Origin of the sequence: Sorangium sp. So ce117, assembly GCF_051524395.1 — a bacterium.
GTDB lineage: Bacteria > Myxococcota_A > Polyangia > Polyangiales > Polyangiaceae > Sorangium > Sorangium cellulosum_B.
Window position 1 is genome coordinate 12,023,029 of sequence record NZ_CP150309.1, and the last position, 26,080, is coordinate 12,049,108.

The 26,080-nt window shown below is 71.8% G+C and carries 21 protein-coding genes and 1 pseudogene; 11 read left to right on the plus strand and 11 right to left on the minus strand.

Annotation, left to right across the window (positions count from 1 at the left end; genetic code table 11):
• Positions 1 to 44: 44 nt before the first annotated feature.
• Entirely contained in the window at positions 45 to 242 is a 198-nt protein-coding gene (locus WMF46_RS45060; protein WP_437982872.1) for a hypothetical protein, read from the minus strand.
• A 303-nt stretch (positions 243 to 545) separates the two neighbouring features.
• On the opposite strand from WMF46_RS45060, the gene WMF46_RS45065 reads away from it, so the two are divergent.
• The 3 genes from WMF46_RS45065 to WMF46_RS45075 all read left to right on the plus strand — a co-directional run bounded on the left by WMF46_RS45065 (position 546) and on the right by WMF46_RS45075 (position 4,150).
• A complete protein-coding gene (locus WMF46_RS45065) occupies positions 546 to 3,353 on the plus strand; it encodes a DUF4388 domain-containing protein (RefSeq protein ID WP_437982873.1) in 2,808 nt (935 codons plus the stop codon).
• A gap of 145 nt (positions 3,354 to 3,498) precedes the next feature.
• On the plus strand, positions 3,499 to 3,723 hold the full coding sequence (locus tag WMF46_RS45070) for a hypothetical protein (RefSeq protein ID WP_437982874.1): 225 nt from the start codon (positions 3,499 to 3,501) through the stop codon (positions 3,721 to 3,723).
• A 43-nt stretch (positions 3,724 to 3,766) separates the two neighbouring features.
• Positions 3,767 to 4,150, plus strand: coding sequence for a nuclear transport factor 2 family protein (locus WMF46_RS45075; RefSeq protein ID WP_437982875.1), 384 nt, complete (start codon positions 3,767 to 3,769; stop codon positions 4,148 to 4,150).
• Positions 4,151 to 4,221: 71 nt separating this feature from the next.
• Here the strand turns inward: WMF46_RS45075 and WMF46_RS45080 are convergent, their stop codons facing one another.
• Together WMF46_RS45080 and WMF46_RS45085 are read right to left on the minus strand one after the other, a co-directional pair.
• Positions 4,222 to 7,035 carry an AAA family ATPase gene (locus WMF46_RS45080; protein ID WP_437982876.1) on the minus strand — a complete coding sequence of 938 codons (2,814 nt, stop codon included), beginning with the start codon at positions 7,033 to 7,035 and terminating at the stop codon, positions 4,222 to 4,224.
• 96 nt (positions 7,036 to 7,131) lie between these two features.
• Positions 7,132 to 8,601 (minus strand): hypothetical protein, encoded by a 1,470-nt coding sequence (locus WMF46_RS45085; RefSeq protein WP_437982877.1) that lies wholly within the window; start codon positions 8,599 to 8,601, stop codon positions 7,132 to 7,134.
• A 474-nt stretch (positions 8,602 to 9,075) separates the two neighbouring features.
• On the opposite strand from WMF46_RS45085, the gene WMF46_RS45090 reads away from it, so the two are divergent.
• Complete coding sequence (locus WMF46_RS45090; RefSeq protein WP_437982878.1) at positions 9,076 to 10,578, plus strand: SBBP repeat-containing protein; 1,503 nt, start codon at positions 9,076 to 9,078, stop codon at positions 10,576 to 10,578.
• Between the two features lie 126 nt (positions 10,579 to 10,704).
• Here WMF46_RS45090 and WMF46_RS45095 read toward each other — a convergent pair whose 3' ends face one another.
• The 3 genes from WMF46_RS45095 to WMF46_RS45105 all read right to left on the minus strand — a co-directional run bounded on the left by WMF46_RS45095 (position 10,705) and on the right by WMF46_RS45105 (position 15,976).
• Entirely contained in the window at positions 10,705 to 11,835 is a 1,131-nt protein-coding gene (locus WMF46_RS45095; RefSeq protein ID WP_437982879.1) for a glycosyl hydrolase, read from the minus strand.
• A gap of 233 nt (positions 11,836 to 12,068) precedes the next feature.
• Positions 12,069 to 12,776 (minus strand): hypothetical protein, encoded by a 708-nt coding sequence (locus WMF46_RS45100; protein ID WP_437982880.1) that lies wholly within the window; start codon positions 12,774 to 12,776, stop codon positions 12,069 to 12,071.
• A gap of 209 nt (positions 12,777 to 12,985) precedes the next feature.
• Positions 12,986 to 15,976, minus strand: coding sequence for a beta-propeller domain-containing protein (locus WMF46_RS45105; RefSeq protein WP_437982881.1), 2,991 nt, complete (start codon positions 15,974 to 15,976; stop codon positions 12,986 to 12,988).
• Positions 15,977 to 16,315: 339 nt separating this feature from the next.
• Here WMF46_RS45105 and WMF46_RS45110 point away from each other — a divergent pair.
• The 4 genes and pseudogenes from WMF46_RS45110 to WMF46_RS45125 form a co-directional block, all read left to right on the plus strand.
• A pseudogene (locus WMF46_RS45110) lies at positions 16,316 to 16,423 on the plus strand (dehydrogenase); the annotation flags it as partial.
• Between the two features lie 379 nt (positions 16,424 to 16,802).
• A complete protein-coding gene (locus WMF46_RS45115) occupies positions 16,803 to 17,105 on the plus strand; it encodes a hypothetical protein (protein WP_437982882.1) in 303 nt (100 codons plus the stop codon).
• A gap of 238 nt (positions 17,106 to 17,343) precedes the next feature.
• Positions 17,344 to 17,898, plus strand: a complete 555-nt coding sequence (locus WMF46_RS45120; protein WP_437982883.1) for a hypothetical protein — start codon at positions 17,344 to 17,346, stop codon at positions 17,896 to 17,898.
• Positions 17,895 to 18,875, plus strand: a complete 981-nt coding sequence (locus tag WMF46_RS45125) for an HTTM domain-containing protein (protein WP_437982884.1) — start codon at positions 17,895 to 17,897, stop codon at positions 18,873 to 18,875. The genes WMF46_RS45120 and WMF46_RS45125 overlap by 4 nt, the downstream gene beginning before the upstream one ends.
• A gap of 1 nt (position 18,876) precedes the next feature.
• Here WMF46_RS45125 and WMF46_RS45130 read toward each other — a convergent pair whose 3' ends face one another.
• The 3 genes from WMF46_RS45130 to WMF46_RS45140 all read right to left on the minus strand — a co-directional run bounded on the left by WMF46_RS45130 (position 18,877) and on the right by WMF46_RS45140 (position 22,413).
• Positions 18,877 to 20,214 (minus strand): serpin family protein, encoded by a 1,338-nt coding sequence (locus WMF46_RS45130; RefSeq protein WP_437982885.1) that lies wholly within the window; start codon positions 20,212 to 20,214, stop codon positions 18,877 to 18,879.
• 182 nt (positions 20,215 to 20,396) lie between these two features.
• Entirely contained in the window at positions 20,397 to 21,350 is a 954-nt protein-coding gene (locus WMF46_RS45135; RefSeq protein WP_437982886.1) for a class I SAM-dependent methyltransferase, read from the minus strand.
• A gap of 55 nt (positions 21,351 to 21,405) precedes the next feature.
• Positions 21,406 to 22,413: a LysR family transcriptional regulator gene (locus WMF46_RS45140; protein WP_437982887.1), complete on the minus strand. Its 1,008-nt coding sequence runs from the start codon at positions 22,411 to 22,413 to the stop codon at positions 21,406 to 21,408.
• 51 nt (positions 22,414 to 22,464) lie between these two features.
• Here WMF46_RS45140 and WMF46_RS45145 point away from each other — a divergent pair, with 51 nt between their 5' ends.
• Both WMF46_RS45145 and WMF46_RS45150 read left to right on the plus strand, forming a co-directional pair.
• Complete coding sequence (locus tag WMF46_RS45145) at positions 22,465 to 23,097, plus strand: NAD(P)H-dependent oxidoreductase (protein WP_437982888.1); 633 nt, start codon at positions 22,465 to 22,467, stop codon at positions 23,095 to 23,097.
• Between the two features lie 138 nt (positions 23,098 to 23,235).
• A complete protein-coding gene (locus WMF46_RS45150) occupies positions 23,236 to 24,489 on the plus strand; it encodes a P1 family peptidase (protein ID WP_437982889.1) in 1,254 nt (417 codons plus the stop codon).
• A gap of 72 nt (positions 24,490 to 24,561) precedes the next feature.
• On the opposite strand, the gene WMF46_RS45155 is transcribed toward WMF46_RS45150, so the two are convergent.
• Positions 24,562 to 24,993 carry a hypothetical protein gene (locus tag WMF46_RS45155; protein WP_437982890.1) on the minus strand — a complete coding sequence of 144 codons (432 nt, stop codon included), beginning with the start codon at positions 24,991 to 24,993 and terminating at the stop codon, positions 24,562 to 24,564.
• Positions 24,994 to 25,330: 337 nt separating this feature from the next.
• Between WMF46_RS45155 and WMF46_RS45160 the strand changes: the two genes are divergently transcribed.
• A complete protein-coding gene (locus WMF46_RS45160) occupies positions 25,331 to 25,570 on the plus strand; it encodes a hypothetical protein (RefSeq protein WP_437982891.1) in 240 nt (79 codons plus the stop codon).
• Here the strand turns inward: WMF46_RS45160 and WMF46_RS45165 are convergent.
• The gene (locus WMF46_RS45165; RefSeq protein ID WP_272096158.1) at positions 25,567 to 25,977 is read right to left on the minus strand and encodes a response regulator; all 411 of its coding nucleotides are present in this window, start codon (positions 25,975 to 25,977) and stop codon (positions 25,567 to 25,569) included. The genes WMF46_RS45160 and WMF46_RS45165 overlap by 4 nt on opposite strands.
• Positions 25,978 to 26,080: the final 103 nt, after the last annotated feature.

The window sequence follows — 26,080 nt, forward strand, 5'->3', positions numbered from 1 at the left end:
AACAGAACGCAAGCGCGGGCGAGGCCGCCGGCGAGGGGGCGCGCTCAGCTTTCCTGGCGTTCTTCCTGCTGTTCCGCCTGTTCCGCGCCGTCCGCGGGCGCGCCGCCGTCCGTCGCGGGCGCTTCCCGCTCGAACAGCCCGCCGATGGCCTCGCCGATGCGGCCGATCTTCGCGGCGAGCAGCACGACGAGGAGCAGGAAGGCCGCCAGGGCGATCTCGTTGTGGGAAGCGCCGAGCACCATGCGTCGACGTCTACCACGCGGCGCCCACAGCGGGGGGCGCCGCCGCGGCGCCGTACGTGAGCGCGGCGACGCGGCGGCGCCGACCTCGCGCTCGCGGAGGCGATGTCGGCCGGGCGCTCCCAGCGCGGCAGGGGCGGAGACCTCGCCGCGCAGGTGGGGCTGTCGTGGAGGGAGCTGCGCTGCGCGGCGGGAACGCGAGCGGGCCGCGATCGCGTTTGACAGCCCGCCGACGACCGTCGAGAGTCCAGTCGATGCGGGCCCCTGGGCGCTGCTCCGCCGGGCCGCCGCCACAAGATGACCGCCGTGTCCGAGCCCCGCGACGACTACGAAGCACTGCAGGCGCGCCCGCGCGAAGGGGCCATCCTGCTGGTCGACGCGTCGGAGGACGGGGAGGCGATCGGCGCGGCGCTGCGGGGCCGGGGCTTCGAGGTGATCGCGGCGCCGATCGCCGAGCTCGACGCGCGCCTCGCGAGCGACGCGCCGCGCGTCGTGATCGTCGACATCGACGAGCCCGGCACGATCGAGGTGCTCGAGCGCCTCTACCTGCGGCCGGGCGGCGTCGCCGCGTCCGTGCTCCTCGTGGGGGATCCGGTCCGCTCGGCGGAGCTCGATCCCCAGCTGTTCGGGCAGGTGTTCGAGCGCCCGGTCGACACCGCCGAGCTCGCCGCGCACGTGAGCGCGGTCGCCGAGCCCGGGCGGTACCGCGGGGAGCACGCCGTCGAGGCGCGCCTCGCGGCGGGCCTGCCGGGGCCGCTCGACAACGACGTCCCGTCGAACCCCGACTTCTCGAGCGATCTCGACCCGCTCGACGTCGGCTCGGTGCTACCGCCCCCGGAGGAGGACGGCGACGAGGTCGGTCCGCGCCTCCTGCCGGCGCGGATCAGCCCGGAGCTCGAGGAGATCCTCGTCGCCGCCGAGCAGCGGGTCACGGCGAAGGCGCACCCCTCGAGCATCCCGGCGGCCGAGGAGGAGGTCGACCTGATGCTGTCGTCGGAGCTGCTCTCCGCCCTCGACGAGCCCCTGGATCCGGAGGAGGACGAGCCGCGGACCGGCGCGAGCGCGGCCGTCGCCCCGGTGCCCGCCGGGTCGCCCTCGCAGCCGAGGACGAGCGACGGCCCGTACGGCGTCGCACCCGCGCCGCAGCCGGCGGCCACCCGCGCCGAGCACACGGGGCCCGGCGACTCCCTCGTCGAGCTCGCGGAGCCGGGCGACGAGCACGAGGACGAGCGCGACGCCGAGCCCGCGTTCGACGGGGCGCACGCGACGAAGCGCGCGGGCCCCGAGCTCGCGGCGCTCTCGCTCGACAGGGAGGCGCACCCGTACGGCAGGGAGGAGCGCGATCACGGCGGTCCCGCGCGCCGGAGCGGCGGCCGCGACGCCGCGCCGCCGACGCCGCGCGACGCGGGGCGGCCCTACGCCTTCGCGTCGCCGCCGCCGCGCCCCGAGCCCGCGTGGGATCGGTCGCCCTCGCCATCGCCCGCGCCGCGAGAGGAGCCCGCGTGGGACCGCGCCGGCCCTGCGCGCGGCGGCGAGGACGTCGACTGGGCGCGCGCTCCGTCCGGCCGCGTCGAGCCGAGCTTGCGCCAGCGCGTCACCGAGCCGCCTCCCCGGTCGCGCGATGCCCGCGACGCCCGCGCGCCTGGCTTTCCGTCGCCGCCGTCTCCAGGCGTCGCGTTCGTGTCGCCTCCCTCGGTCGAGGTGAAGACCGCGCTGCTGTCGCCCGTCGGGAGGGCCGAGCCCGAGCCGCTGCCGCCCGTGCCGTCCCAGGCCCGCTCCGCGCCGGCGGGGCGCGCCCCGGCGCCTCCTGGCGGGCCCGTCCCGGCGAGCGCGGGCGCCGGCTCGCTCGGGCGCGGCCTCCTGGCGCCGAGCCCGTCTGCCGGGCCGAGCACGGCCGCGTTCGGCCGCGGGCACCTGCCCGCTCCGCCGTCCATGGCCATCTCCGGCGCGTCCCTGCGTGGGCCTGCGCTGCCGCTGGTGCCGCTGGTGCCGCCCGCGCCCGCCACGGTCACCGCGGCCGGGCTCGGCCGCGCCATGGCGCTCGAGCCGATCGACGAGGCGCCGAGCTCCGGCGGGGCGTCCTCGGCCACGGTGCTCGGCCCGGGCGACGCGCCGCGCGCGCTGGCCCGCGCGGTGGGCAGCCGCACCTCCGGCGCCCTCGCGATCACGACCGAGGAGGGCGCGCGGCGCATCGTCCTGCACGAGGGCGATCTCGTCACGGCCGGCTCGAGCATCCCCGAGGAGACGCTGCTCGCCTTCCTGGTCGGGCGCGGCGACCTCGAGCGCGAGGTCGCCGCGCGGCTCGCGGGCAAGCTCCCCGCCTCGGGCCGGCACGCCGGCGCGGCGCTCATCGCGCACGGCCACCTCGGCCAGGACGACCTCTGGCCGGTGCTGCGCGCGCACGCCGAGTGGGTCATCGGCCACGTCGTGCTCGTCGAGGCCGGCACGTGCGACCTCGAGCCCGAGCCGCCGGGCCGCCTCAAGGCGGAGCCGAACGTCTTCGGCGGCGCCACCGGCGCCGAGGTCTTCGTCGAGACGATCCGCCGCGTGATCGCCCCGGAGGTCGCCCTGCGCCGCCTCGGCGGCCCGGGGGCGCGCCTCGACGACGGCGTCCGGCGCAACCTGCTCGGCGAGTGCGCGCTGCGGCGCGAGGAGGAGGAGCTCGTGCGCACCGCGCGCGGGCGCAGCGTCGGCGAGCTCGTGAGCGTGGCGGAGCCCGAGAACGCGAGCGTGCTCTACGCGCTCGTGTGCCTGGAGGTGCTCGACGTCCTCATCCCGCCGTCGATCACCGAGGCGCCGCCCCCGCCGGTGGAGGATCCGCTCGACGAGGAGGCGATCCGGCAGCGCGTGCGGGCGCGGCTCGCGCTGGTGGAGGACGGGGACTATTTCTCGATCCTCGGCATCCCGCGCGACGCGACGAACTACGAGATCCGCCGCGCGTACCTCGCGCTGAGGAAGGCCTTCGAGCCGTCCGCCCTGCTCACCGCCGCGACCGTGGACCTGCTCGACGACGTGCGGCTCGTCATCGAGGTGCTCGACGAGGCCTACGAGATCCTGCGCGAGCCGCACAGGCGCGAGCGGTACCGGCGGGCGATCGAGGCGGGGCCGCCGTAGCGGGGACCGGGGCAGCGCGCGCTCCGTACGGCGCGCGGCGGGCACGGTTGATGAAGGCACGGCGCGGCTGTGCAATGTCACCCTCGTCGAGGAGGGCTCGGGCGCCGCGGCGAGGGCCGCGGCGCGCGAGGGGACGGCAGAGCTCATGGAGCAGCTCGCCGGGTGCCCCGCCGGCGACCCGGGCTGCTCGAGCGCCGCGATCGAGCGCGCGAGCAGCGCCGCCGCCACGGGCTTCGCGGACGGCCTGGGGAGGGCGATGCAGCCCTGGATCATCGGCCTCGCGTTCGGCGGGGGGGTCCTGCTCGCCGCGCTGCTCGCCGTCGCCGTCGCGGTCGTCACGCGGCGGCACGAGCGCTCCGCCGCGCACTGAGAGAGGTCCGCGCCTTGCACGCACCAGCACCGCAGGAGGCACCATGTCCAAGGCGAGCGAGTTCATCGAATCCCTGCGTCGGATCGAGGAGAGCGGCGACGTCGAGCCCATGGCGCGGCTGTTCGCGCCCGACGCCGAGCTCAGCAACTCGACGATCTCGAGGCCGCTCCACGGCCCCGACGGCGCCCGCAACTTCTGGCGCAGCTACCGGCAGACCTTCGTCGAGGTGCGGTCGGAGTTCCGGTGCATCGTCGAGTCGGACGAGGCCGCCATCCTCGAGTGGACGAGCCGTGGAAAGCTAGTCAATGGAGGGGATTTCTCGTACGACGGCGTGAGCGTCATCGAGTACCCGGCCGGCGCCATCAGGAGGTTCAAGGCGTACTTCGATCCGAGGGCCCTCGGGCTTCAGCTGGAGCACGCGGCGTAGCGCCGCGCTTCAGCTGGAGCACGCGGCGTAGCGCCGCGCTTCAGCTGGAGCACGCGGCGTAGCGCCGCGCTTCAGCTGGAGCACGCGGCGTAGCGCCGCTCGCCGGCCCGCGCGATCGCGTCCACAACGATCTCGCCCTGCTCGACGCCCACGAGCGCCGCCGACCCTTCCTCGAGCTGGCCGCGCAGGATGAGCTCCGCGAGCGGCGCCTCGACGAGGCGCGCGATCGTGCGCTTCATGGGCCGGGCGCCGAGCTCCGGGTCGAACCCCCCGGCGTCGAGCAGCGCGTCGATCGCCTCGGGCTCGACCTCGAGCTCCACGCCGCGCGCCTCAAGCTCGCGCTCCAGGCCGCCGAGCAGCCGCCGCGTGATCTCGGCGACGTCCGCCCGCGTGAGCGGCGCGAAGCAGAGGACCTCGTCGATGCGGTTGTAGAGCTCGGGCGGCAGCGTCGCGCGGGCCGCGGCGAGCATCGTCTCCCCGAGGCGCTCGGGCGACACGGCCGAGGAGGCGCGGGCGAAGCCCACGGAGCGCTCGGACCGGAGCGCGCCGGCCTCCGCCGCGCCGAGGTTCGAGGTCATCACGAGGACCGTGTTCGTGAAGTCCACCCGCCGGCCTCGGCCGTCGGTCAGGCGCCCCTCGTCGAAGACCTGCAGGAACGCCTCGAGCACGTCGCGGTGCGCCTTCTCGATCTCGTCGAGCAGCACCACCTGGTAGGGCCTCCGCCGCACCGCCTCGGTGAGCTGGCCGCCCGCCTCGTGGCCGACGTAGCCGGGCGGCGCGCCGACGAGGCGCGCGACGGCGTGCGACTCCGCGTACTCGGAGAAGTCGAGCCGCGTCATCGCGTCGGGCGAGTGGAACAGCGCCTCGGCGATGGCCTTCGCCGTCTCCGTCTTGCCCACGCCGGTCGGCCCCAGCAGCAGGAACGATCCGATCGGGCGGCGAGCGCGCAGGCCGGCCGCGTTCCGGCGGAGCACCCGCGCGATGCGCGAAAGCGCCTCGCTGTGGCCGACGACGTTCTCGGCGAGCAGCGTCTCCAGCGAGAGCATCCGCTCGCGATCGGTCTCGAGAAGCCGCTCGACCGGCAGGTCGGCGAGCTCGGAGACCACCTCGGCGACCTCGGCGGGGCCCACCTGCCGCGCGGGCTGCGCGGGTTCACGGAGCGCCGCGCGCGACGCGCCTGATGCGCCTGACGTCGATGACGCGCGCCGCCGCGTGCGCGCGCCCGCGAGGTCGAGGATCGAGAGCGCCTTGTCGGGCAGCGCGCGCCCGGGCAGGTAGCGCACGGACCAGGCGACGGCCGAGGCCAGCGCCTCGTCCGTGAACGCGAGCCCGTGGTGCGCGCCGAGCCCGACCGCGACGCTCTGGAGCAGCAGGAACGCCTCGTCCTCCTCGGGCTCGTCGATCTCGACGATCGTGAAGCGCCGCGCGAGCGCCGGGTCGGCCTCGATGCTCTTCCTGTACTCCTCGGGCGTGGCGGTGCCGATCAGCGTGAGCTCGCCGCGGGCGAGCGCGAGCTTGATCTCGGCCATCGCCTCGTCGAGCGCGCCGCTGCCGAAGAGCTCCGACAGGCCGTCGATGAACAGGATGACCCGCCCGCCCGCCTCGCGGACCTCGGACCGGAGCGCGGACAGGCGCTCGCTCAGCGCGCCGCGCGCGCCGGTGCCGGCGAGGAGCTCCGAGGGCACGAGCTCGACGACGACGCGCGGCTCCCGCTCGTCGAACGCGAGCCGGTGCGCCACGCCGCGCGCGACCGAGGTCTTGCCGACGCCCGCCGGGCCGAGGAGGCAGGGGTTGTTCGCGTGGCGCTTGGCCAGGACGTCGAGCGCCTGCTCGATCTCGTGCTCGCGGCCGACGATCGGCTCGAGCTCCCCCTGCACCGCCGCGAGCGAGAGGTTGTGCCCGAGCGAGGCGAGGGCCGGGAAGCGCGCGCGGTCGAGGGTGAAGCGCGCCGCGAGGGCGGCGCTCGCGGCGGCGCTCGTGGCGGTCGGCGGCGCGAGCGGCGGGAACGGCCGCCCCGGCGCGGGGGAGGCGGCGGAAGCGGGGGCAGGGGAGGCCGAGGACGCCGGGGAGGGGGTGGGCGTGAGGGCGGCGATCGACTCGGCGGAGGTCAGCGCGTCGGCCGGGGCCGCGGCGGGGCGGGGGCGCCCCGGCGGGAACAGCGGCGTCGGCGGGAACAGCGGCACGGTGACGCCCGGGCCGGCGCCCTTGGAGGGCCGTGACTCCGGCGCGCCGGCGCCCCTGGCGGGCCGCAGCTCCGGGACACCGACGCCGGCGCCCTTGGCGGGCCGCGGCTCCGGGACGGCGACGCCTGCGCCCCTGGTGGGCCGCAGCTCCTGGGACGTGCGCGGCGAGCGCGGCGAGCGCGCCGGATCGGCGGCCTCGCCGCGGGCGCGGCGCGCCGTGCTCGCCGCGGCCGGCGCGGGCGGCGTCTCCGGCGCGCCGCCGTCGTGGAGCAGCCGCGCGGGTGTCCGCCGCGCCTGCACCACGCCGAGCGCGATCTGGAGCGCGGCGGTCCGCAGCCGCGCCAGGTCGACCCCCGACTGGGTGAGCGCGCGGTGCGCGGCCGAGCTGCGGTCGGACAGGAGCGCGAGCAGCAGGTGGAGCGCCGCGGGCTCTTTCGCGGTCGCTCGCTTCGCGACGTCGCGCGCGCCCCCCATCGCCCGGCCGATCGGGTCGGGGCCCTCGTCGTCGACCGAGCGGGTCGCCTTGAGCAGGGCCTCGTCGTCGAGCCGCCGATCGCGGAGCAGATCCGCGGCGGGGCCTCCGCTCAGGGCGATGGCCGCGAGGAGGTGCACGCTCGACAGGCGCTCCTTGCGCTGGGCGGCGAGGTCCTGCGCGAGCTTGCGCAGCGTGACGAGCTCGGCGTGGGAGCGAGGGCTGGTCATCCTTGCAGAGGTCTCCGGGCTCGGGGTTCGCACGCCGGGCGAAGGCGGGCCAAGTTTCGGAGGCCGGCGGCCGCGCGCCGCGTGCCGCGTGCCGCGTCACTGGGGGATCACGTCCTCGGTCTCGCAGACGGGCGTGGCGGGGGCGAACCCCTCGGCGCAACCGAGGCGCACCGCGCGCAGCTGCGAGGCGGACGAGCTCGACGGCCGCTCCGCCCACGCGATCAGGAGCCCGCGACCGCGCTGCGCGAGCATCGACAGGCTGCCTTCCACCTTCCCTCCCGGGAAAAGGGTGGTCATCCAGGTCAACGTGCCCTCCGCGTCGAGGCGGCGGAGCACGATCCGGTCCTTGCCGTGCGTGTTCGTCTCGACGACCGCGACCACCAGGTCTCCGTCCACCTGCTCGGCGGCCAGCGATCCCGCGACGGGCGTGGAGCACGAGGGGACGGTGATGGGGGGCAGCGCGATCTCCCCCGAAGGGGTCATGCGCGCGACGCGCAGCGCGCCCGGCGCGTCCTCGAGCGGCGCGAGGGTCCAGGCGAGCCACGCGCCGTCCGGGCGGGGGGCCATGCGGAGGCGCGCGACCGGCGCGGCCTCGTGGATCGCCTCCTTCGAGGCCATCGCGTTGCCGTTCAGGCCGATGCTGATGCCGTCTGCGGAGTACCGCCCCAGGTAAATGGTCGTCGCCGGTCCGACGCCCGGGTACTTCACGTCGCACGGACGCCACCCGGGCGTCCAGTCGGTGGGCGCGCCCAGCGCGGCGCCGAAGAGCCAGTAGCGCAGCACCCATCCCGTATCCTCTTCATCCACTCCCTTCCACCATGCCGCATCGAAGGCGATGGGCGTTGTTGCGCACCCGACGTACATCCCGGTCCTCGAGCTGCCCACCCCTTTCGACACGGTGCCGACCATCATCGCGTACCGCGGGCCGGGCTCGTGGACCTCGGTGATCGCGAGCTGTTCCACCCCTGAGGAACGAAACGACACCATGCGTTCGCCGTAGTGCGTGCCGACGTGCTGCGACCATGAAGAGAAGGGCTCGCTGCCCTCGCTCCAGGCGCGCGCGGTCCTGAAAAAGCCGCCTGGCGGCAGGGGATCCGGGAAGACGGTCGTATACCGCTCTCGGTAAACGACCACGGACTCGAAGTTGTCATCGTCGTCGAGCGGATAGAGCCGTTCCACCGCGAAGGCCTCGCCCGGGATGGTCTGGTGTTTTGCGTCCAGCGCCAGCGCCGGCTCGCTGAAGGCGGGCGGCTGCGCTGACCAGGGATCCAGGGCGACCCGCTGGACGACCCGGCCCTCCGTCGGTGTCGCGGACGAGGTGTAGAGATAGACCGGCGCGTCCGTGGCCCCGAGGACCCACTGAGGATCGAGCAGGTCCGTGCCCGGCTGCGCGAGGCTCAGCGAGGGCCCCGCGGCCGCGAGGGCGCTGCAGGCGGCTGCCTCGCCGGCGTCGGAGGCCACGGGCGGCTCCTCCACCGAGAGCGCGCGGGGCGGCTCGTCTGGAACCGCCGCGCACGCCGCGAGCGCAGGGAGAGCGAAGAGCGCCAGCCATGTCCCACATCGCATCCGGTACCTCCGAGGTGACGGTCGAGGCTGTGTGGCCGCACCTCGCCGCCGCCATCACCCGTTTTTCGGAACCGGGAGGGGCGCTCCAGCCCCACGCCCTCCGCGAACGGCACGGCGCGCGACCTCGGCCTGGAGCTCAGGCTGCGACGCGCCACGAGCACGGGCTGACCCGAACATTTTTGTTGTGTCCAATACTAAGTTATATTACTTTTCAGGTTCAAGGTTAAGTCTTACTGGAAGCGGTCTGTCTGGCACGCCGTGCAGCGCCAGGGTTCGCGAGATCCGCCCTCCCCTCGCCAGAGGCTGAGGAGAGCGCCGGATCGGCAGACAGCGACCCATGAGCGCGCTGCACGCGCTCGCTGGCCGTCGCCGTCGAGCCCTGCTCGCGACGCGCTCATCGCGGCGCGGTCGCGTCGTTGTCGGATACCCCACGATTGCAGTGAAGAAGAAGCAAGGAGAGGGAGCTTGATTGTCATGAATCGAACGAAGCGGCTCATCCTGGTTGGCCTCATGTACGCAGCCTCCGCGACCACCGCTTGCAGCGGCATGCCGTTGGGCGAGGACGGGCCCGACCCCTCGGAGAGAGTCGCGACCGCACAGCAGCCGTTGTCCCACAGCTGGAGCAAGGCCTTCGGCGCGTCTGGGCACCAGACCGCGTATGATGTCGTCGTGGATGGCTCCGATAATGTCATCACCGTCGGATCCCTCGGATACTCCGGGAGCGTGGACTTCGACGGCGCTGGCGGCGCGGCCGCTGTGAGCACGTCGACCATCGCCGCCTATGTCGCGAAGTTCGACGACTCCGGCGCTCACGTCTGGAGCAAGGGCTTCGATGACGTCGGTTTCGAGAACATTGCGGCCGACAGCGCCGGCAACATCTACCTCGCCGGCTACTCCCAGGCGGAGTACGTCGACCTCGGCGGAGGATCCATCTATGCCGGCGACGGCATGGGCATCGTCGTGGTGAAGCTCGACAGCAGCGGGAACCACGTCTGGAGCCAGGTCTTCAGCGGCTATGGCGCATCGGATTATTCAAACGCCAACGGCGTCGCCGTCGACTCTTCGGGAGACGTCGTCGTGACCGGCGCCGGGAGCGGTTACGTCGAGATCGGGCTTGACGCCAGTTACACAGACTATGTCGGCGCCTTCGTGACGAAGCTCGACGGTAGCGATGGAAGCCCAATTTTTGCCAAGTTCTTCGGGTGGTTCAATTATGCCATCGCGGCACCCTTCAGCATCGCGGTGGATCCAGGCGACGACAGCTTCGCCATCACCGGCCGGTTCGCCGGCTATGTGGATTTCGGCGGTGGCCCGCTGGGCAGCAACAGCGGATGGGTAGGCGACCTCAACTACAGTCGCTCTGACGCGTTCGTGGCAAAGTTCGAGTCCGACGGCGATCACCTCTGGAGCAACAGGTTCGGTGATGATTACTATGCGATCGGCACCGATGTCGTGATCGACGGCTCTGGAAACGTCGACGTGATCGGCTACTTTGACGGCGACATCGACTTCGGGAGCAACACGGCGACGCTCAGCACCCCAGCAGGCGATCAGAGCGATATGTTCCTGGTGCAGTTCAGCGCCGCCGGCACCGATGGTTGGAGCAGCCAGTTCGGCGACACGGGCCTCGATAACCAGGAGAGAGGCATGGGCGTGGCGGTCGACAGCGCAGGAAACGTGAGCATCGCCGGATACTTCAGGAACAGCATCGACTTCGGCGGCTCGACGCTGACCAGCGCCGGGGGCAGCGATATCGCGGTCGCCCAGTTTGACGACACCGGCTCCCACATCTGGAGCCAAAGGTACGGCGGCGCCTACAACGATTTCGGCAACGGCATTGCGGTAGATAGCTATGGGCGGGTGGCGATCACGGGCGAATTCATGGACAGCGTGAGCTTCGGCGGCAGCACCTTCACCGACACGCCCACGCCGTTGCTCGGATCTGGCGATGCCTTCCTCGCCCAGCTCGCTCCCTGAAGCTCGGGCCTCTCGAACCCTCGCGGAGCGCCGCGCCCCGATGATCCTCTCGCTCGAGCCGGCGCCGGTTCCGTAGACGTTCGCAGCCGCGACGACGACGATGACGAAGGCAGCTTCGAGCGCCGGCTACAGCCCCGCGGCGAGGAACCGGGCGAGGAAGCCGCGGGTGCCGGCGTTGCCGAGGGAGTTGCACACCGGCGAGGCGGCGCCGATCGGGCAGTCGACGTCGCGGTCGTAGGACCAGTAGTGGACGCCGGCGAGGCCCTGGGACCTGGCGAAGGCGGCGGTCTCGTCGACGTCGGTCAGCGTGTAGAGCTCGCCGCGGACGTCGTTGCCGCCGATCATCGGGGTGAGCTCGATGTTGGCGTAGGGCACGCCGAAGTGATCGTGCAGGTTGTACGCGGCCTGGATCGCCGACTGGCCCATGTCGCACTGGCCGCCGGACACGACGCACACGCCGGGGCCGGGCGAGCCGTAGTTCATGGTCATCAGGTTGACGGTGACGTAGCTTGGCCAGGTCGCCGCGCTGCCGTCGAAGCCGAAGACGTCGGCGACGGCGGCCATGGCGGCGTCGCCGAGGACGTTGAGGCTCGAGCGGATGTTGCTGCCGAGGGAGCGCGCCGTCGACGCGCCCTCGTTGCTGGCGAGGGTCGCCAGGGTCAGGCTGAAGCGCAGGTTCGGGTACGCGGCGTGCGCGGTCTCGAGCCGCTGCACCAGCGCCGCGATCACCTGGGGTGACTGGCCGGCCTCGATGTCGAGGTCGACGCCGATGAGGTGCGGTCCGGCCCAGCGATCGAGGAAGGCCCCGAAGCCGGCGTCGGAGCCGCAGGTGAACGAGCCCGCCGCGCCGCCGGTCGACAGGATGTAGCCGACGCCGGCGGCCTCGAGCACGGGGACGTTGGCGGCGGCCATCGCCGCGCCGGGCACGCCGCCCCAGCGCTCGTTGCCGCACTCGCCGGTGGCGAAGGCCAGGCTGACGACGTTGCCGCCTGCGGCGTTGAGGTCGTCGGCGAACACGGCCTGGGTCCCCGACACCTTCGTGGAGATCACGCTGGTGTCCCAGTTCATGTTGACGCCGGTGTCCTTGTAGGGGCCGAACAGGAGCGCGCCGTTCCCGTTGCCGGCGTCGCCGCCGCCGTGGCCGTTGCCGCCATCGCCGCCGCCGCCGCCGCCGGTGCCGGTGTCGTCGCCGCCGCCGCACGCGGAGGCGAAGCTCGCCGCGGCGAGCAGGGAGAGGAGGAGGGTGGAGCGCTTCATCGGGTCCTCGTGAGGGGCTTCGGGTTCGAGCCCAGGTTTGTACGAGGATAGAGCTCTGCCCCCGCGCGGGAGGGGCATGCGGCAGAGGACGACGCTGACGACGCGTCACCCTCGCTCGGAGGTTCGATCTCCAGCAGGCTGGTGCGCGCGCCGCAAGCCAGGAGCGCAAAGGCGGGGACGACGGCGAGCGCGCCGCGCCGAGGTCCGCGACGAGCGCCGGCGAGCCGTTCAATCTATCGGAACACCGCCTCGACCTCGGCCATATCGGGGTACGTGAACGTGACCGTCGCTTCAATCGGCGTCGATCCGTCGTACGCGTAGGCCTTGAGCGTGTAGCTGCCCGGCGCGGCGTCCACGGGTCGCGCGCACATCGCGGGGCACAGCTCGCCCGCCTGAGCCGCGGGGCACCCCGCCTCCATTGCGTCGACGCTCTCGAAGATGACGCCGTTCCAGGTGAACGTCAGCTCGCCTCGAGGCGGGAGCGGCTTATAGCCAGCGTCGAGGCAATCTGCGGGGCAGATCGGGGTCCCGTCGTCGCACAGCGGCCTCGCCAGGTTCCTCGGGGCCTCGGCGCCGCTCGACGAGGTCACGATCCACGTCGAGATGCACTGGGTGTCGCCGACCGAGAGCTCGGTCGCCCCTGTGTTTCGGAAGCGGATCGTCACGGGCGTGGCCGTCCCCGAAACGCCGGGCTCGCACGCGCTCGATCCCCCTCCGCCCGCGCCGCCTTGCCCGCCCGCGCCTCCAGCGCCGCCTTGCCCGCCCGCGCCTCCGGCGCCGCCTTGCCCGCCTGCGCCTCCGACACCGCCTTGCCCGCCCGCGCCTCCGACACCGCCTTGCCCGCCCGCGCCTCCAGCGTTGCTGCTCGTTTGCCCCTCGTCGCCGCACGCGGCGAGGCCGAGGACGCTCGCGGCGATGCAACCCATCGCCAACGTTCGCATCTGTGCAAGTCCATTCATGGGCCTGAGACACTCCAATTCTCTGCGCATGATCGTTCGCCTCCTCGCGATGCACTTCGGCTTGCCACCAGACATGCCACTGGGACGGTCATTCAAGAAAATTAGCGCTGGTCGACGCGGCTTGGTCGGAGGACGCGGATTCTCGTGTGGCGGGCGCGGGCGCGGTTCGGCCGCGGGCCGCGCGACGTGGATCAAGGGCCGACGTCCACGGCCTCGAGGCCGTAGCCCCAGGAGCAGAGCGCGCGGTCGCCGGAGAGCGTCGCGTGGACCACATGCCCCGGGAGGTCGCTCTTCTTCTCGAACGAGAGCGCGGTGAGGTCGGTCGCGTCGAGGACGGAGAGCATGGGCCAGTAGTTGTCGACGACGAGGAGGCGCGCTCCGTCCGCAAGGAGCAGCGGGCTATAGCTATGGTCGAAGCCCGCGACCTCTAGCGTCGCGGTGTTCAGGCTGCCCTCCTGCAGCCCGCCGGCCACGAGGATCGAGGACCTTCCATCGTGGGCGGCGTCCTCCACCGACAGGAAGGCGCGGTTCTCGCCGGCGAGCGCCTTCATGACCGCCACGGTGTCGTCCACTGGACTCTCGTCCAGGAGTTGCGCGCTCGTGTCGCCGAGATCGAGGAGCTTGAGCGTCCTCCGCGTGCCCCTGCACACGCCCGGACCGGCGTCATCGCCGGCGGCCGCCGGCGTGAACGCCGCGTTCGACGCGAAGGTGTGAGCACACGCCTCCCTCCCCACGACCGGGGTCTCGACGGTCTCGTAATCCGTCGTGAGCAGCCTGCTCGACGCGCCATCGAACGCGAGCAGCGAGCCGGGCACGTTGACCGGCGCCCGCACCACCGGCGAGGATGGGTCTGCGACGTCGATGCGATCGAGATAGAAGCGCGCCCTGGAGTGATCGTCGGGCAGCGGCGTCCAGCGCGAGACGAGCACCGTGGTGCCGTCGAGCTGAAGGCCCGTGTGACCGGCGCCGTCCGGGAGCGCCAGCGAGCTGTGCCGCGGGTTCAGCGGGTCGGAGAGGTCGAGCAGATCGAGCCACGCCTCGTGAGGGGGCCGGTCCTCCTCGAAAGCGTAGTAGCCGTCATCGCTGACGCCACGGATCACGAGGGTGCTGCCGGCCTGAACCACGGAGTCGCCCGCGGACACGAGAGCGCCGGAAGGATTCGTGTACAGCGCGCCGGGGCTGAAGGGCAGATCACGCTGGGCGACCACGCGCGGCGCGGCCGGGTCCCCGACATCGACGATCGCGAGGCGCGTGAACGCGGAGTCCCATGTCTGCGCGAGCACGTAGACGTGCTGTCCGTGCGCGAAGAGGCGGGCATTGCCGAGGTAGTGCCGGCAGGCGGGGGCATCCGTGTACAGCGCCGCGCCGTCGAGCCTGGCGATCGGCTCGGCGAGGCCTGAGCTCGCGGCCGACGCGATCTCGAGCCAGGCGCCGCCCCCCGTATTCGCGTCTGCGCCGATGCGGACCACGATGTCGTCGACAGCGACCGCGCTGTCGGCGAGCGTCGCGAGCGCGATACCGGCGATCTTGGCCGGGGCGCCGCGATCGTCGATGCCGAAGGCCTCGACGCCCAGGTCGGAGACGGCGACGAGCCGGTCCCCGCTGGCGAGGGCGCGCCGCGCCCGTCCGCGCGTGGCGACGAAGCCGCGCTTCGAGAGGGTGTCGCGCGTGAAATCGATGAGCTGGACGCCGATCGTGACGGGATCGCAGCCGGGAAACGACTTGTCGAAAGTCCGTTCGCTGTAGGGCACGGCGAGGGTGCCGAGGCCGTCGAAGAGAGAGAACGCCTCGTGGATGAGGTCGTGTTCCTCGGCGACGCGTGCCCATTTGCCGCCGAAGGCAACGCGCTCCAGCCTCGTGGGGTTCGCGAGATCGGAGACGTCGAAGAGCGAGACGGCGAGAGATCCTTCGCCGCTGTCGTTGGCGAGCCCGAGGGCGAACAGGCGATCTCCGCGCGGCTCGACGTGAAAGATCGAGCCGGGCTCCTCGATCCCGCCGACCTGGGCGGGGTTCGCCGGGTCGCTCAGGTCGACGGTGAGCACGGGGCTCACGGGCTCCGAGATCACGTAAGCGCGGTTGCCGTCGAAGCGGACCGAGCGCAGCTCCGTGGCCGGATGCACGTCGAGCTCGGTCGCGCCGAGGGGCACGATTTCCTGGGAGGACACGATGGAGAAGGTCTGGATGCCAGGCCTCGCGTCGGGCTGCCAGGGGCCGGGCAGGCTGACGAAGCGGAGCACGCCGTCGTGCTCATCCACCTGCCAGGGGCTCGCGATCTCGCCGGTCACGTCGACGCGCGCGCCCTCGACGAGGGCGCCGCTGGGGTCGGAGATGTCGACGACCTGGAGGGTGGCGCGCCCTTCCTCCTCGCCGCCGTTCCATGTGGCGCTGGCGACATATACGCGATCATCGCTGACGCTCACGCTGGGCCATCCCCAGTAGCCCGAAGGGGCGCTCTCGATGAGCCTCCGCTGATCGATGACCGCGATGTCCGCCGGGTCGCCGACGGCGAGGGAGGTGACGGTGGTGTTCGGCGCGGCGGCGCACCCGAGGCAGGAGCCGTGCTCGTAGGTCACGGCGTGGAGCACGTCGCCGGCGAGGCGCGCCTCGGTGAGCTTGCCCGGCAGATCGAACGAGCCGACGGGCTGGATCTCCGCCGGATCGGAGACATCCAGCACCTCGACGCGGCTCATGAAATCGCGGTGGGACCCGCCCCCCTGCGCGTCGGGCACGACGTGCCTCCACCCGGAGAACAGGGCGTAGAGGACCCCGTCGCGCAGGTACATCGCGACGGGCGAGCCGTACATCCGGCGGGTCCCGAGGACGCGCAGCCCGTCGCGCCGTGAGACATCGATGACGCTGAGCCCCGAGTACCCCGACATCGCGTAGAGCCTGCCGTCCTTCTCCTGGACGATATCGGCGTCGCGGAGTGCGCGCTCCGCGATGGCTCCGCCGCGCGGCGGCACCGGCTCCGGTTCCGGGTCGTCGCCTCCTCCCGTGCCCGAGCTGCCGTCGCCCGAGCCATCACCCGCCGGATCACCGCCGCGGGGACCCGTCGGATTGCCCGAGATGAAGCCGGTCTGGCCGGATGTGCCAGCACCAAGCTCGCAACCGACGAGTCCGATCGACGCCGCGGTCGCAGCGAGGACGAGCCAGCTGGAGCAGGCTCTGAACGGGATGGACATGGCTACCTCTTCTTGACAGCAAGACGCAGGACGCTGCGCCCGTGCAGAGCGCAGCGATCTCGTGGCGCGCTGGCACAATTAGCAAGCGGCGGGCCAGGCGCATTCGCGAGAATTGCGCGTGATTTCGGTGATGCGAGCGCATTATGTGCCACGGTGCACGGGATTCTCGACGCAGTAATGGCCCACGTCGGCACAGGCGCACATCCTTGTCCTGCGAACCGCCCCCTGACCTGCCGGCGCTTCGCATGGGGCGCAAACACTCCATGAGACCGGACGGGTGGGTACCTCGGCAGGGGAATGGTTCATGCGGCCCGTAAAGGTTCCGCCTGCGATGACGTTGCCTTCAGCGTGGAGCAAGGGGCGCGCGAGCCGGTGCGGCTGGCGCTGCTCGACGCGAACGGGCCGACGGGCAGCTTCTCGAACGAGGAGGGACCGCTGCCCTGGTGAGCGAGGTGGCTCGGCGCCCGTTCAAACGCCAGATTCACGGCGTCTCGCCAGGACCTCCGCATGTTCCTGAACAGGGTCTCTCGAGGTGCTGGATGTTCCCTGCTGCGGCAGGTGCTTGACGGCCATGAATGGCTGTCATGCCGCGGATGATTCAGCGCCGCAGCGCGCTGCTCACGCATCGCGCACCTTCACCTGGCCAGCCGACATTTGACGGATGATCTGTGCGCTGCGATCAGCCGCCTGCCACCTGCCGCGCCGGTCGAACCCGGCCCGTCCCCTGCATCGTCATGGGCGCACCCTCGTGTCCGTGGGCGCAACGTCACGAAACGACGCGCCCACGGGCGCAGCCGAAGAGAGAAGGAGCCGACAAATGAAGCATGTGAAGATTCTTGGGCTCATCGCGGTCAGCGCAGGAGTGTGCGGGATCTCTGCGCTTGCTTCTGCGGCGAATACGGTGCCGATCGACGACCTGAACCTCGTCGAGGAGACATCAACGCCACCGTCGCTCGAGAGCGAGCGTTACGCCTTCCGGCCGGCTGTCGGCTACTACCGGCCCGCGGCGGGCTACTACCGGCCCGCGGCGGGCTACTACCGGCCTGCGGCGGGCTACTACCGGCCGGCAGCCGGCTACTACCGGCCGGCAGCTGGCTATTATCGGCCTTATGGGCCCTATCGGCGCTAGGACAGGAGTGGGCTCTACCGTGACGGGCACGGCGCTGGGCGCGATCGTCACGGAATACCGGGTCCGCTTTGCCGGGCGCGGAGTCGAGCATCAGGGACGATTGCGCTGAGGCATCGCACGTCGAGCGTCCTTGTCCGGCCGCGGCCTGCTCTGCGGATCGGCGGCGACGCATTGGAAACGTGGGTGGCGAAGGCGGGTGGCACGCCGCGCGCAATACGGATCCATGGGGGTGAGCTCCATGGACGAGACAGGAAACATAGAAAAGCGCGTGCTCTTCGTGCTTCCCGCCGCTGCGATCCACCTCGGGCTGGTGCTCGTGCTGGGTGTGCTGCATGTGCGCTTGCCGTACGAGGGCTGGGTGGAGCGTGCGGTGGGCTATTATGGCGCGCTTTCCGGGGCCAGCAGCGCATATTCCTTCTTCGCTCCGACCGTCGGACCCCTGCTCTGGGCCACCTTCGAAGTCAGGGATCGCGCGGGAAGCCTGACGACCGAGGCGCTGGAGACAGGAGTGAGCCGCGAAGCGGACCTCCGCGTCAAGAATATCGTCGGTATGTTCTGGGATGAGCAGGACCCGGCCGTAAGGCGCTCCCTGGTTGCGTCCTGGGCAGCGAAGGTGTTCGCCAAGCACCCAGAGGCGGACAGCGTTGTCGTCCGGCTCGAGATTTACGACCTGCCCTCGATGGCGGAGTACCGCGCGGGAAAGGAGCCGCGGTGGAATGTCGAATACAAGGCCAAGTTCAACCTGAAGGCGCGGCTCGCCACCGGCGAGATCAACAAAGAGGCGACGCCGTGAGGCAGCCGATCTATACCCTGCTCCTGCCCAACGCCAGCGGGGCAGCTGCGCGCCTGTGGGGCTCGGTGCGGCGATTCGCGTTCGCGCCCGCGTCGGCGCGGCCCCTGGCGGCGCTCCGGATAGGGCTCGCGTCGGTGCTCCTGGTGCAGGCGGCGCTGATCGCGCCCATCGCTGACGAGCTGTACGGGCGTTCGGGCATCATCCAGGGACAGCTCCTCGACGGGTCTGGCGCGAGCGGCTTCCCCCGGATCGGCCACCTCGTGAATGCACTCTCGCGCTTCGGGGTCGGTGAGAGCTCCGTGATCGCTGGCGTGGGTCTCCTCTACGTGCTGTCGCTGGCTGGCCTCCTGCTCGGCTGGAGGACGAGGGTCTCCGCGGCGTGCGCCTGGCTCTTGCATTTCATGCTGATGATGACCGCGGAGAGGACGAACTACGGGGCAGATCAGTTCGCGAACATCTTCCTGTTCTACCTCATCTTCATGCCTTCTGGAGCTGCGCTGTCGCTCGATCGTGTCTCTGGGCGAGCGCCGCCCGAGCCGAGCGCGTCAGCGCGCCTCGCGCTGCGGGTGGTACAGCTGCACCTGTGCCTCGTCTACCTCTCGAGCGGCGTGGAGAAGGCATTGGGCGCGGCGTGGTGGGACGGCGACGCGATGTGGCGATCGCTCATGCTGCCCGAGTACCGGCGGTTCGATTTCTCGTGGCTCGCTCACCACGCCTGGATCGCCGTGGCCGCGGGGTGGACGGTGCTGCTCGTGGAGATCGGGTACCCGTTCTTCATCTGGCCACGTCGGACCCGGCGGCTCTGGGTGGCGGCCACGGTCGGGTTGCATGTCGGGATCGCGGTCTTCATGAGGCTCGATGTCTTCGGCGCCATCATGTCGGTGTTCACCCTCGCGGCGTTCGGCGTGAAGGCGGACCCTCGACAGGCGCGAGCGCCCTCGGCTGCGGCACGCTGTGCTCGGCGTGGCGAGGCCTGAGTCAGCTCGCGCTGGGGTCGGCGACGCGGCCGACGAACAGGATGCTGCCCGTCGCGTTGTCGCGGATGAGGAACAGGAAGGGGTTCACGAGCGCGAGCGACGCCGGCTGGGGCGCCGACTCGTCGCCGACGATGACCGCGGTCGCGGCCGCCGCCTCGGTGCCGGCCTCGTTCACGCCGACGAACGCCTTGTGGAGGACGTCCTGGATGTAGGGCCGTCCGCTGGAGTTGATGCCGGTGAAGTCCGCGACCCCCGGCGTGAACGCGATCTCCATCCCCATCGCCTCCAGCGTCTTCTTGAGGCTCAGCTCGTATTCGAATTTGAACCTGGGCATCGTGGTGTCGACCAGGTGCTCGCTCATCGCGGAGGCGATGCCGTCGACCTTCGCCGCGTCGAGCGACGCCTCGAACGCGTCGAGCGTGCCCTTCGCCGGCAGGACGATCACCATCGACAGCTCGTCCCCGTCGTAGGGCATCGCGATCGCCTGGTAGCCGTCGCCCTCGGCGTAGGGCATCTCCAGGCTGCCGTGCATCAGGGGCACCGTTACCTCGGTCCCATCGGCCGTCTCGAACGGGCCGTCCTCCGTCGCGGTGGGCTCGAACGGGGTGCGCCACGCCGCGTTGAAGTAGATGGCGTTCGTGAGGACCAGCACCGTCTCGGCGGTGATCGCCGCGACGGGCACCAGCTTTTCGATCTTGCCCTCGGTCTGGTCGCTGACCCAGCCGTTGATGAGATCGACCGATTCCTGCCGGTGGCCCACGAAGTCCACGACGCGCATTCCAGCGCCGTAGTGCAGCCCGAGCGTGTCCAGGAAGGGCGCCTCGAACGAGTAGCCGATCTGCCCCCAGAGCGCGTTCACGACGTTGAGGCGGAAGCCCTCTCCGTCGGCGCCCTGGGCGCCCTGACCGCGGCTCTCGAGCTCCTGGTCGATCCAGTTGAACGCCGGATGGAGCTTGGCCTGCCCGAGGTCGAAGCGCAGCGTGTCGGCCATGGCCGTCTCGGTCTCGCCCTTGGCGCCGGCCCACGTCATCGCGAGCGCCGTCGAGATGCTGTAGGGCGAGTAGAAGACGTTGCCCGGCTCCTCGCGGAGCTGCTGGTAGAGGTCGAGCGCGAACGCGGAGTTGCCCGAGACGAGCGCGGTCTTGTCCTCCGGAGGGACGTCCGGGCTCGAGATGCGCTGCTTGTCCGAGGCGATCACGCAGATGGCCCTGTCGGAGTCGCTGCACTCCTCGTCCCCGGTGTCGGGGTTCGTGTTGGGATCGGTGGACGTCTCGCAACCGAGGATCGCGGTCAGAGACAGGACGAAGAAGGGAGCGCAGGTTCGGATGGTTCGCTGCATGCCGCCCCGTCCAGCATTGGCCGTGCCGCGCTGGCCTCGATCGCGGGCTCGTCTGTTTCCGAGCCGCCGCGCGCGGGGTGCCCGCGAACCCTGACATCTGGCGAGAAACTGGCCCGTTCTGGCACAAGAGGCCCCGTCAGCGCCCGGAGCCGGCTCGCGCACCAGAGACCCCGCAAGGCGCTTCAGCGCGCGGCCAGCATCCAGGCCGGCGCCCACCAGTACCGATGGATCAGCCTTCGGTCGACGCGGGCGAAGCCGGCCTCGCGCAGCTGCGCCGCCCAGTCGTCGATGGGGTGCTCGAACGTGGTGCGGGTGGCGCCGCGGTCCACATAGCCGAAGAGCACCGGCATCAGGAAGCCCTGCGCGACCGTGTCGAGATCGGCGCCGGCGTACTCGGCCAGCCCTTCACCGTAGCGCGCGAGCACGTGCCGCGCGGTGTCCGGCGAGAGCGGCTCGTCCATGCGCGGCGCGTCGAACTCGGCGACGAGCAGGAGATCGCAATGCGCGCGCGCCCAGCGGAGAAGCGCTGGCCTCTCGGCCGGAGCGATCGCGTGCAGGCAGAAGGTCGCCTGCGCCACCGCCCAGCGCCGCGGCGCCATGCCGGGGTCGGCGGCGAGATCCTGGAGTCGCCCGCCGAAGGCCTCGAAGTCGACCCCTCGCGCGGAGAGCGCTGCGGCGCAACGCTCGAGCAGCGGCGCCGCCGGCTCCGCCACGGTGACCCGCCGCACCGCCGGCGTCAGCGCGGGCAGGAGCGCCAGTCCATCGCCGGCGCCGATATCGAGCAGATCGAACGGCGCCTCCGGGTACTGGCCGGCGAGCGCCGCGCTGGTCTCCCGGTAGAGCGGCACATTGCCGCCGCCGCGGATGAAGGCGGCGAACCCCTCCGCGGACACGTAGACATTGCGCTTCCCCTCCCGGGCGACCCGCGCGAGGTGCGCCGCGGCCGCCTGGAACAGGGTGTCTCCCGGCGAGGCCGCCGCGGCGCGGGCAGCGAAGGTCGCGGCGTCCGCGTAGCGCTCGTCGGAGAACGCCAGCATGGCGAGGTAGCAAAGGTCTTCCGGCGACGGCGCCGCGACGGCGGCCGCCGCCGCGTCGAGCCCGGCGGCGCGATGGCGATCCCAGATCCTGTCCAGCATGACTCTGTCCCTTTCTTCCACGGGTTCCCGACGCCGAAGCTCGCCTGCGGACAGGCTACCTGGCGGGCGGGTCTCTGCTCGCATTCGGCTCATGCCCTGCCGGCCGAAGCCGCAATCGCTGCTGAGGATCAGCCGAGCGCCCGCGCGCCCGCGCGCGTCGCGGCGAGCTCAGGAACTGGAGATGCTCTTCGAGGGCGCCCCACACGGCGGCGATGCGCGGCACCTGGCGCAGGCCGCGCGGCGTGACGAGCCAGAGCTCGAGCACCGGGCCTGCGGGAAGGCCCAGATCGAGCTCCACCAGGTCGTCGTCCAGATCGAGCGCGCTGCACGGCAACACCGCGGCGCCGAGCCCCGCGCGCACGGCCTCGATCTGGGCGATGTAGCTGCTCACGATGAGCTTCGGAGCCTTTCTTACATGCCGCTTCTGGTAGTCGTCCTCGACGGTGGGGGTGCGGCCCAGATCGACGCCGATCCAGTCGAGCTCGTCGCGGCCCTTCTTCGAGAGCCTGCGGTGGGCGACAGGCACCGTGGGCAGGGTGACGATCCGCGCGGCCACCAGATCACCGCTCTTCGGCCGGAAGAAGCGCACGGCGATCTCGGCCTCACGGTGGCCCAGATCGGCCACCTCGTAGCTGGTCAGCAGGTGGAGCGAGACGCGCGGGTGCCTCTCGGCGAGCGCCGGGAGCACGCGCGGGATGACGCCGTGTACGGCGATCGACTCCGTGAGCGCCAGTCGGACCAGGCCCTCGGCCTCTCTCTCGTGGCCGCTGGCCTCGCGCGCGAACTGGTCGGCGCCGGCCTCCATCGACTCGACGTGGCGACGGAGCTGCTCGCCGAGCGGGGTGAGCATGGAGCCTCCCGGCAGCCGATCGAAGACCGCCACCCGGAGCGTCCGTTCGAAGGCCGCCATGCGCCGGCTCACCGTCGATTGCTCGATGCCGAGCTTGCGGCCGGCGGCCGAGAAGCTGCCGGCGCGCGCCACCTCCAGGAAGAGGCGCAGATCGGCCCAATCCAGGTCGGCGAGCGGCCTGCCTGCGGGCGGGGGCGCGGGAGGGCGTGCCATGCACCCACGCATGGCACGCCTGCGCAGAACCGTCTACCCAGACGCTGCTGCATGGCCAAGATTGGACGCATGCACCTCGTCATCCAAGGTCACCCCGCCCCCGACAGCCTGAGCGACGCGCTCGCGCGGGCCTACGCCAGCGGCCTCGAGAGAGGCGGAGCCCGCGTCGAGCTCCTGGCCCTGCGCTCGCTCGCCTTCGATCCGCACCTGCGCGCTGGCTTCAGCGGTAAGCAGGAGCTCGAGCCCGATCTCCGCCAGGCGCAGGCCACCATCGAGCGCGCGAGCCACGTGGCCTGGTTCTTTCCCACCTGGTGGGCAGGGCCACCCGCGCTGGTCAAGGGCTTCATCGATCGCACGTTCTTGCCAGGATGGTCGTTCGCCTATCGAAAGCGGAGCGCGCTGCCCGAGGGGCTGCTCGCCGGCCGCAGCGCGCGCGTCGTGACCACGATGGATAGCCCGGGCTGGTGGTACCGATTCTGGCACTGGCGCTCCGTGCACACCTCGTTCATCAACGCGACATTGCGCTTCGTCGGCTTTGGGCCCGTCCGCGAGACCACCTTCTTCGATCAGAAGACGCGGACCCCCGAGCAACGAGCGGCCTGGCTCCGGGAGATGGAGCGCATCGGCGAGCGGGATGCGCGGCAATTTCCTGCCAGATCCTCCCGCACGCTGGCCGTGGCGTGAAGGTCGATTGTGGGGGGTTGGGGGTTGCCGGGGGGTCGAGATGGTGTCGCTCATCCAGGACGGGCAGATCGCGTAAGGACTCTTCTGCGGCTGTTTGGGCGGAGCTCGAGGGCACCGCCGTCAGCTATCCTCCCGCCGATGCGTTGCCTCCGCCTTCGCTCCGGCGCTGCGCTCGCCGCGGCGCTCCTGCTGCCCTCGCTCCTCGCCTGCGCGGGCCCTGCGGCTCGACCCGCCCCTCCCGCACCGAGCGCTGGTCCGCATCCCCCGGCGCCCGCCGGCGAGGCGCGCCGGCGCGCGCGGGATCTCGGCATCGTGATAGGCCGCATGCCCACCGGGAGGCTGAACGCGATCACCGATGTCCCCGGCGTGCGGGTCGGGCACGTGACCCATCGCCGCGGCGCCGGCCGGCTCGACCCGGGCAAAGGGCCGGTGCGCACGGGCGTGACCGTCATCCTGCCGACGTCCGATGATTTCTGGCACAACAAGGTCCCCGCCGCGAGCTTCGTCCTGAACGGGAACGGCGAGATGACCGGCCTCCACTATGTGAGGGAGTTCGGGGTGCTGGAGACGCCGATCGTCTTCACCAACACACTCGCCGTGGGGCGCGCCCTCGACGGGGCAATCCAGTACATGCTCCGGCGCTATCCGGGCATCGGCGTGGACGAGCCCACGGTGACACCGGTCGTCGGAGAGTGCGACGACAGCGCGCTCAACGACATGCGCGGGCTGCACGTGTCGGCCGAGGACGTCCTCGAGGCGGCGGAGCGCGCCGCGGAGGGCCCTGTCGAGGAAGGGGCGGTCGGCGGCGGGACGGGGATGATCTGCTACGAATTCAAGTGCGGTATCGGGACGGCGTCGCGCGTCCTCCCGGAAGCCGCGGGCGGGTTCACGGTGGGCGCCATCGTGCAGGCGAACTTCGGGGCGCGCGGAGAGCTCCGGGTCGACGGGGTGCCGGTAGGGCTGGAGATCCGCGATCTCCTGCCCGTGCTGGAACTTCTCGGCGAAGGCTCGCTGCTCGCCGTGGTCGCGACCGACGCGCCCCTGTCCGCGCGGCAGCTCGAGCGGGTGGCGCGGCGCATCGCGCTCGCCGTGGGGCGCACAGGGACGATCTCGCGCGACGGGAGCGGCGACCTGTTTCTGGCCTTCGCGACGGGCAACCGGGTGCCGGTCGAGCCCGGCGGGCTGACACGGAGTCTCCGCGAGGTGGACGACGCGCGCCTGAACCCGATGTTCCAGGGCGCCGAAGAGGCGGTGGAAGAGGCCATCCTCAACGCGATGACCATGGCGACGACGACCTTCGGACAGGACGACCACGTCGCCCACGCCATCCCCCTCGACCGGCTGCGCGAGGCGATGCGGCGGTACGGGAGGCTCGGTGAGCCGGGGCGCTGAGCCGGATTCGCGCGCCGCGACGCCGGATCGAGCGTCAACATGCGCGCCTCCCTGGAAGAGCGAAGTCCCGACTCAGATGATCAGCAGGAGCTCGAGCTCGCTCTCCTTTCCCGCCGCGCCCCCCGCGGGCACGTGAGGCGCGTTGAGCGGCGCCAGCCGGAGCGCGCCCCACGGCCGCGGGCCCGAGCTCTCCGGCGGAGGCCCGCCGGCGTCGGCCGCGCCGCGGGCGGCCTCGCCGTGCGCGCGCTGCGCGCAGCCGGCGATCGCGGCGCGCACCGCCCGGAGGACGCGCTCCGTGTCGAGCCCCCCGGGCTCCTGAGCCGCCCTGGCGAGGCTCTCGTCGATGCAGGCGGCGCACGGGGCGGAGGTGGCCGCGAGCCGCACCACCAGCGTCGCCTCCAGGCGACCGAGCTCTACCATGTTGAATGGCACCGTGAGCGCCTTGCCGCGGCCCCGGCCGACATCGACGCTGACAAGGAGGGTATCGCCGTCACGTATCACCATGGTTTCCCGGGGAGGGCGGCCACTCACGCGCTCTGGCGCAGACTCACGAAGACTTGTGTTCACAAGGATCCACAGGCGATCGGAGCTCGCCTGTCCGCTCTCCTCCGCAGCGTCGCTGGTGCGGCCTTCTGCCATTCTCACGCCCTCCGAGGAGGCGAACCTACAGCCGTTGGCGGCGGACGGCGATGGCCCTTCCGGACAGACAATGTCCGGACGGGCGCGTCCGCCGAGGACGCCGCGGCGCGCGGTGAGCGCGGCGGACACGGAGGTCCTCGCTGCGTCCGTTGCGCCGTCCGGCGCGAGGCGGTAAGCACAGCCGGCGAGCGGAGGGCGGAGCGTGGATGAGCCGGAGCGGCGCGACGAGGACCCGGACCAGGGCGCGGGCGAGGCCGGGAGCGAGCGCGCGTCGCTCGGCATCCTGTTCCTCGCCGCGGCGTTCGCGCTCGCGCTCCTGCTGACCGTCGTGGCGCTCCTCGCGTTTGCGGCGATGAGCCCGCGGTCGCCGTCGCCGGTCGAGGTCGGCGCGCTGGTCGACGCTCTGGCCGACGTTCTGGCCGCGCTCGACCGGAGGGGCTAGCCGCAGGTCTTCTGGACCACGCCGAGCAGCGCGCTGAAGTCGACGGGCTTCTTCAGGTAGGCCGTGCCCTCGGGCGGGCCGTCGTGGCCGGAGACGATGGTCACAGGGATCGCCGCGAGCGCGTGCACCTGCTTCAGCGCGGCGAGCATCTCCTCGCCGGTCATGATCGGCATCATGAGATCGAGCAGGATGAGCCCGGGCGGCGGGTCCGCCTGGTGCAGGAGATCGAGCGCCTCCCTGCCGTTGCTGGCGCAGTAGACGTCGTAGCCCGACGACTCGAGCATCTCGCGGAGCATCTCCCGGAGCTCGGCGTCGTCGTCGACCAGGAGGACGGGGGCGCGCGGATTCGGGGGAATCGGCGTCACGCGCGGCCCGTTGAGCCCGTCGGTTGGCAAGGGTTCACTCATCGCTGTTACCTCTTCCAGACTGCGCAAGCATGCAGGAGCGATAGCAGGCGAACACCGCGCACGCATTGCATGCCCTCAGCATCGTCGGATCTTCTCCGGACAT

Excerpts from the sequence above, each read along its gene's own strand:
- WMF46_RS45130 (WP_437982885.1), bottom strand. The coding sequence starts at position 20,214 with ATGCAGCGAACCATCCGAACCTGCGCTCCCTTCTTCGTCCTGTCTCTG.
- WMF46_RS45140 (WP_437982887.1), bottom strand. The coding sequence starts at position 22,413 with ATGGCACGCCCTCCCGCGCCCCCGCCCGCAGGCAGGCCGCTCGCCGAC.
- WMF46_RS45155 (WP_437982890.1), bottom strand. The coding sequence starts at position 24,993 with ATGGTGATACGTGACGGCGATACCCTCCTTGTCAGCGTCGATGTCGGC.
- WMF46_RS45165 (WP_272096158.1), bottom strand. The coding sequence starts at position 25,977 with ATGAGTGAACCCTTGCCAACCGACGGGCTCAACGGGCCGCGCGTGACG.
- WMF46_RS45145 (WP_437982888.1), top strand. The coding sequence starts at position 22,465 with ATGGCCAAGATTGGACGCATGCACCTCGTCATCCAAGGTCACCCCGCC.
- WMF46_RS45100 (WP_437982880.1), bottom strand. The coding sequence starts at position 12,776 with ATGCGAACGTTGGCGATGGGTTGCATCGCCGCGAGCGTCCTCGGCCTC.
- WMF46_RS45095 (WP_437982879.1), bottom strand. The coding sequence starts at position 11,835 with ATGAAGCGCTCCACCCTCCTCCTCTCCCTGCTCGCCGCGGCGAGCTTC.
- WMF46_RS45085 (WP_437982877.1), bottom strand. The coding sequence starts at position 8,601 with ATGCGATGTGGGACATGGCTGGCGCTCTTCGCTCTCCCTGCGCTCGCG.
- WMF46_RS45135 (WP_437982886.1), bottom strand. The coding sequence starts at position 21,350 with ATGCTGGACAGGATCTGGGATCGCCATCGCGCCGCCGGGCTCGACGCG.
- WMF46_RS45070 (WP_437982874.1), top strand. The coding sequence starts at position 3,499 with ATGGAGCAGCTCGCCGGGTGCCCCGCCGGCGACCCGGGCTGCTCGAGC.
- WMF46_RS45080 (WP_437982876.1), bottom strand. The coding sequence starts at position 7,035 with ATGACCAGCCCTCGCTCCCACGCCGAGCTCGTCACGCTGCGCAAGCTC.
- WMF46_RS45090 (WP_437982878.1), top strand. The coding sequence starts at position 9,076 with ATGAATCGAACGAAGCGGCTCATCCTGGTTGGCCTCATGTACGCAGCC.
- WMF46_RS45105 (WP_437982881.1), bottom strand. The coding sequence starts at position 15,976 with ATGTCCATCCCGTTCAGAGCCTGCTCCAGCTGGCTCGTCCTCGCTGCG.
- WMF46_RS45150 (WP_437982889.1), top strand. The coding sequence starts at position 23,236 with ATGCGTTGCCTCCGCCTTCGCTCCGGCGCTGCGCTCGCCGCGGCGCTC.
- WMF46_RS45060 (WP_437982872.1), bottom strand. The coding sequence starts at position 242 with ATGGTGCTCGGCGCTTCCCACAACGAGATCGCCCTGGCGGCCTTCCTG.
- WMF46_RS45120 (WP_437982883.1), top strand. The coding sequence starts at position 17,344 with ATGGACGAGACAGGAAACATAGAAAAGCGCGTGCTCTTCGTGCTTCCC.
- WMF46_RS45075 (WP_437982875.1), top strand. The coding sequence starts at position 3,767 with ATGTCCAAGGCGAGCGAGTTCATCGAATCCCTGCGTCGGATCGAGGAG.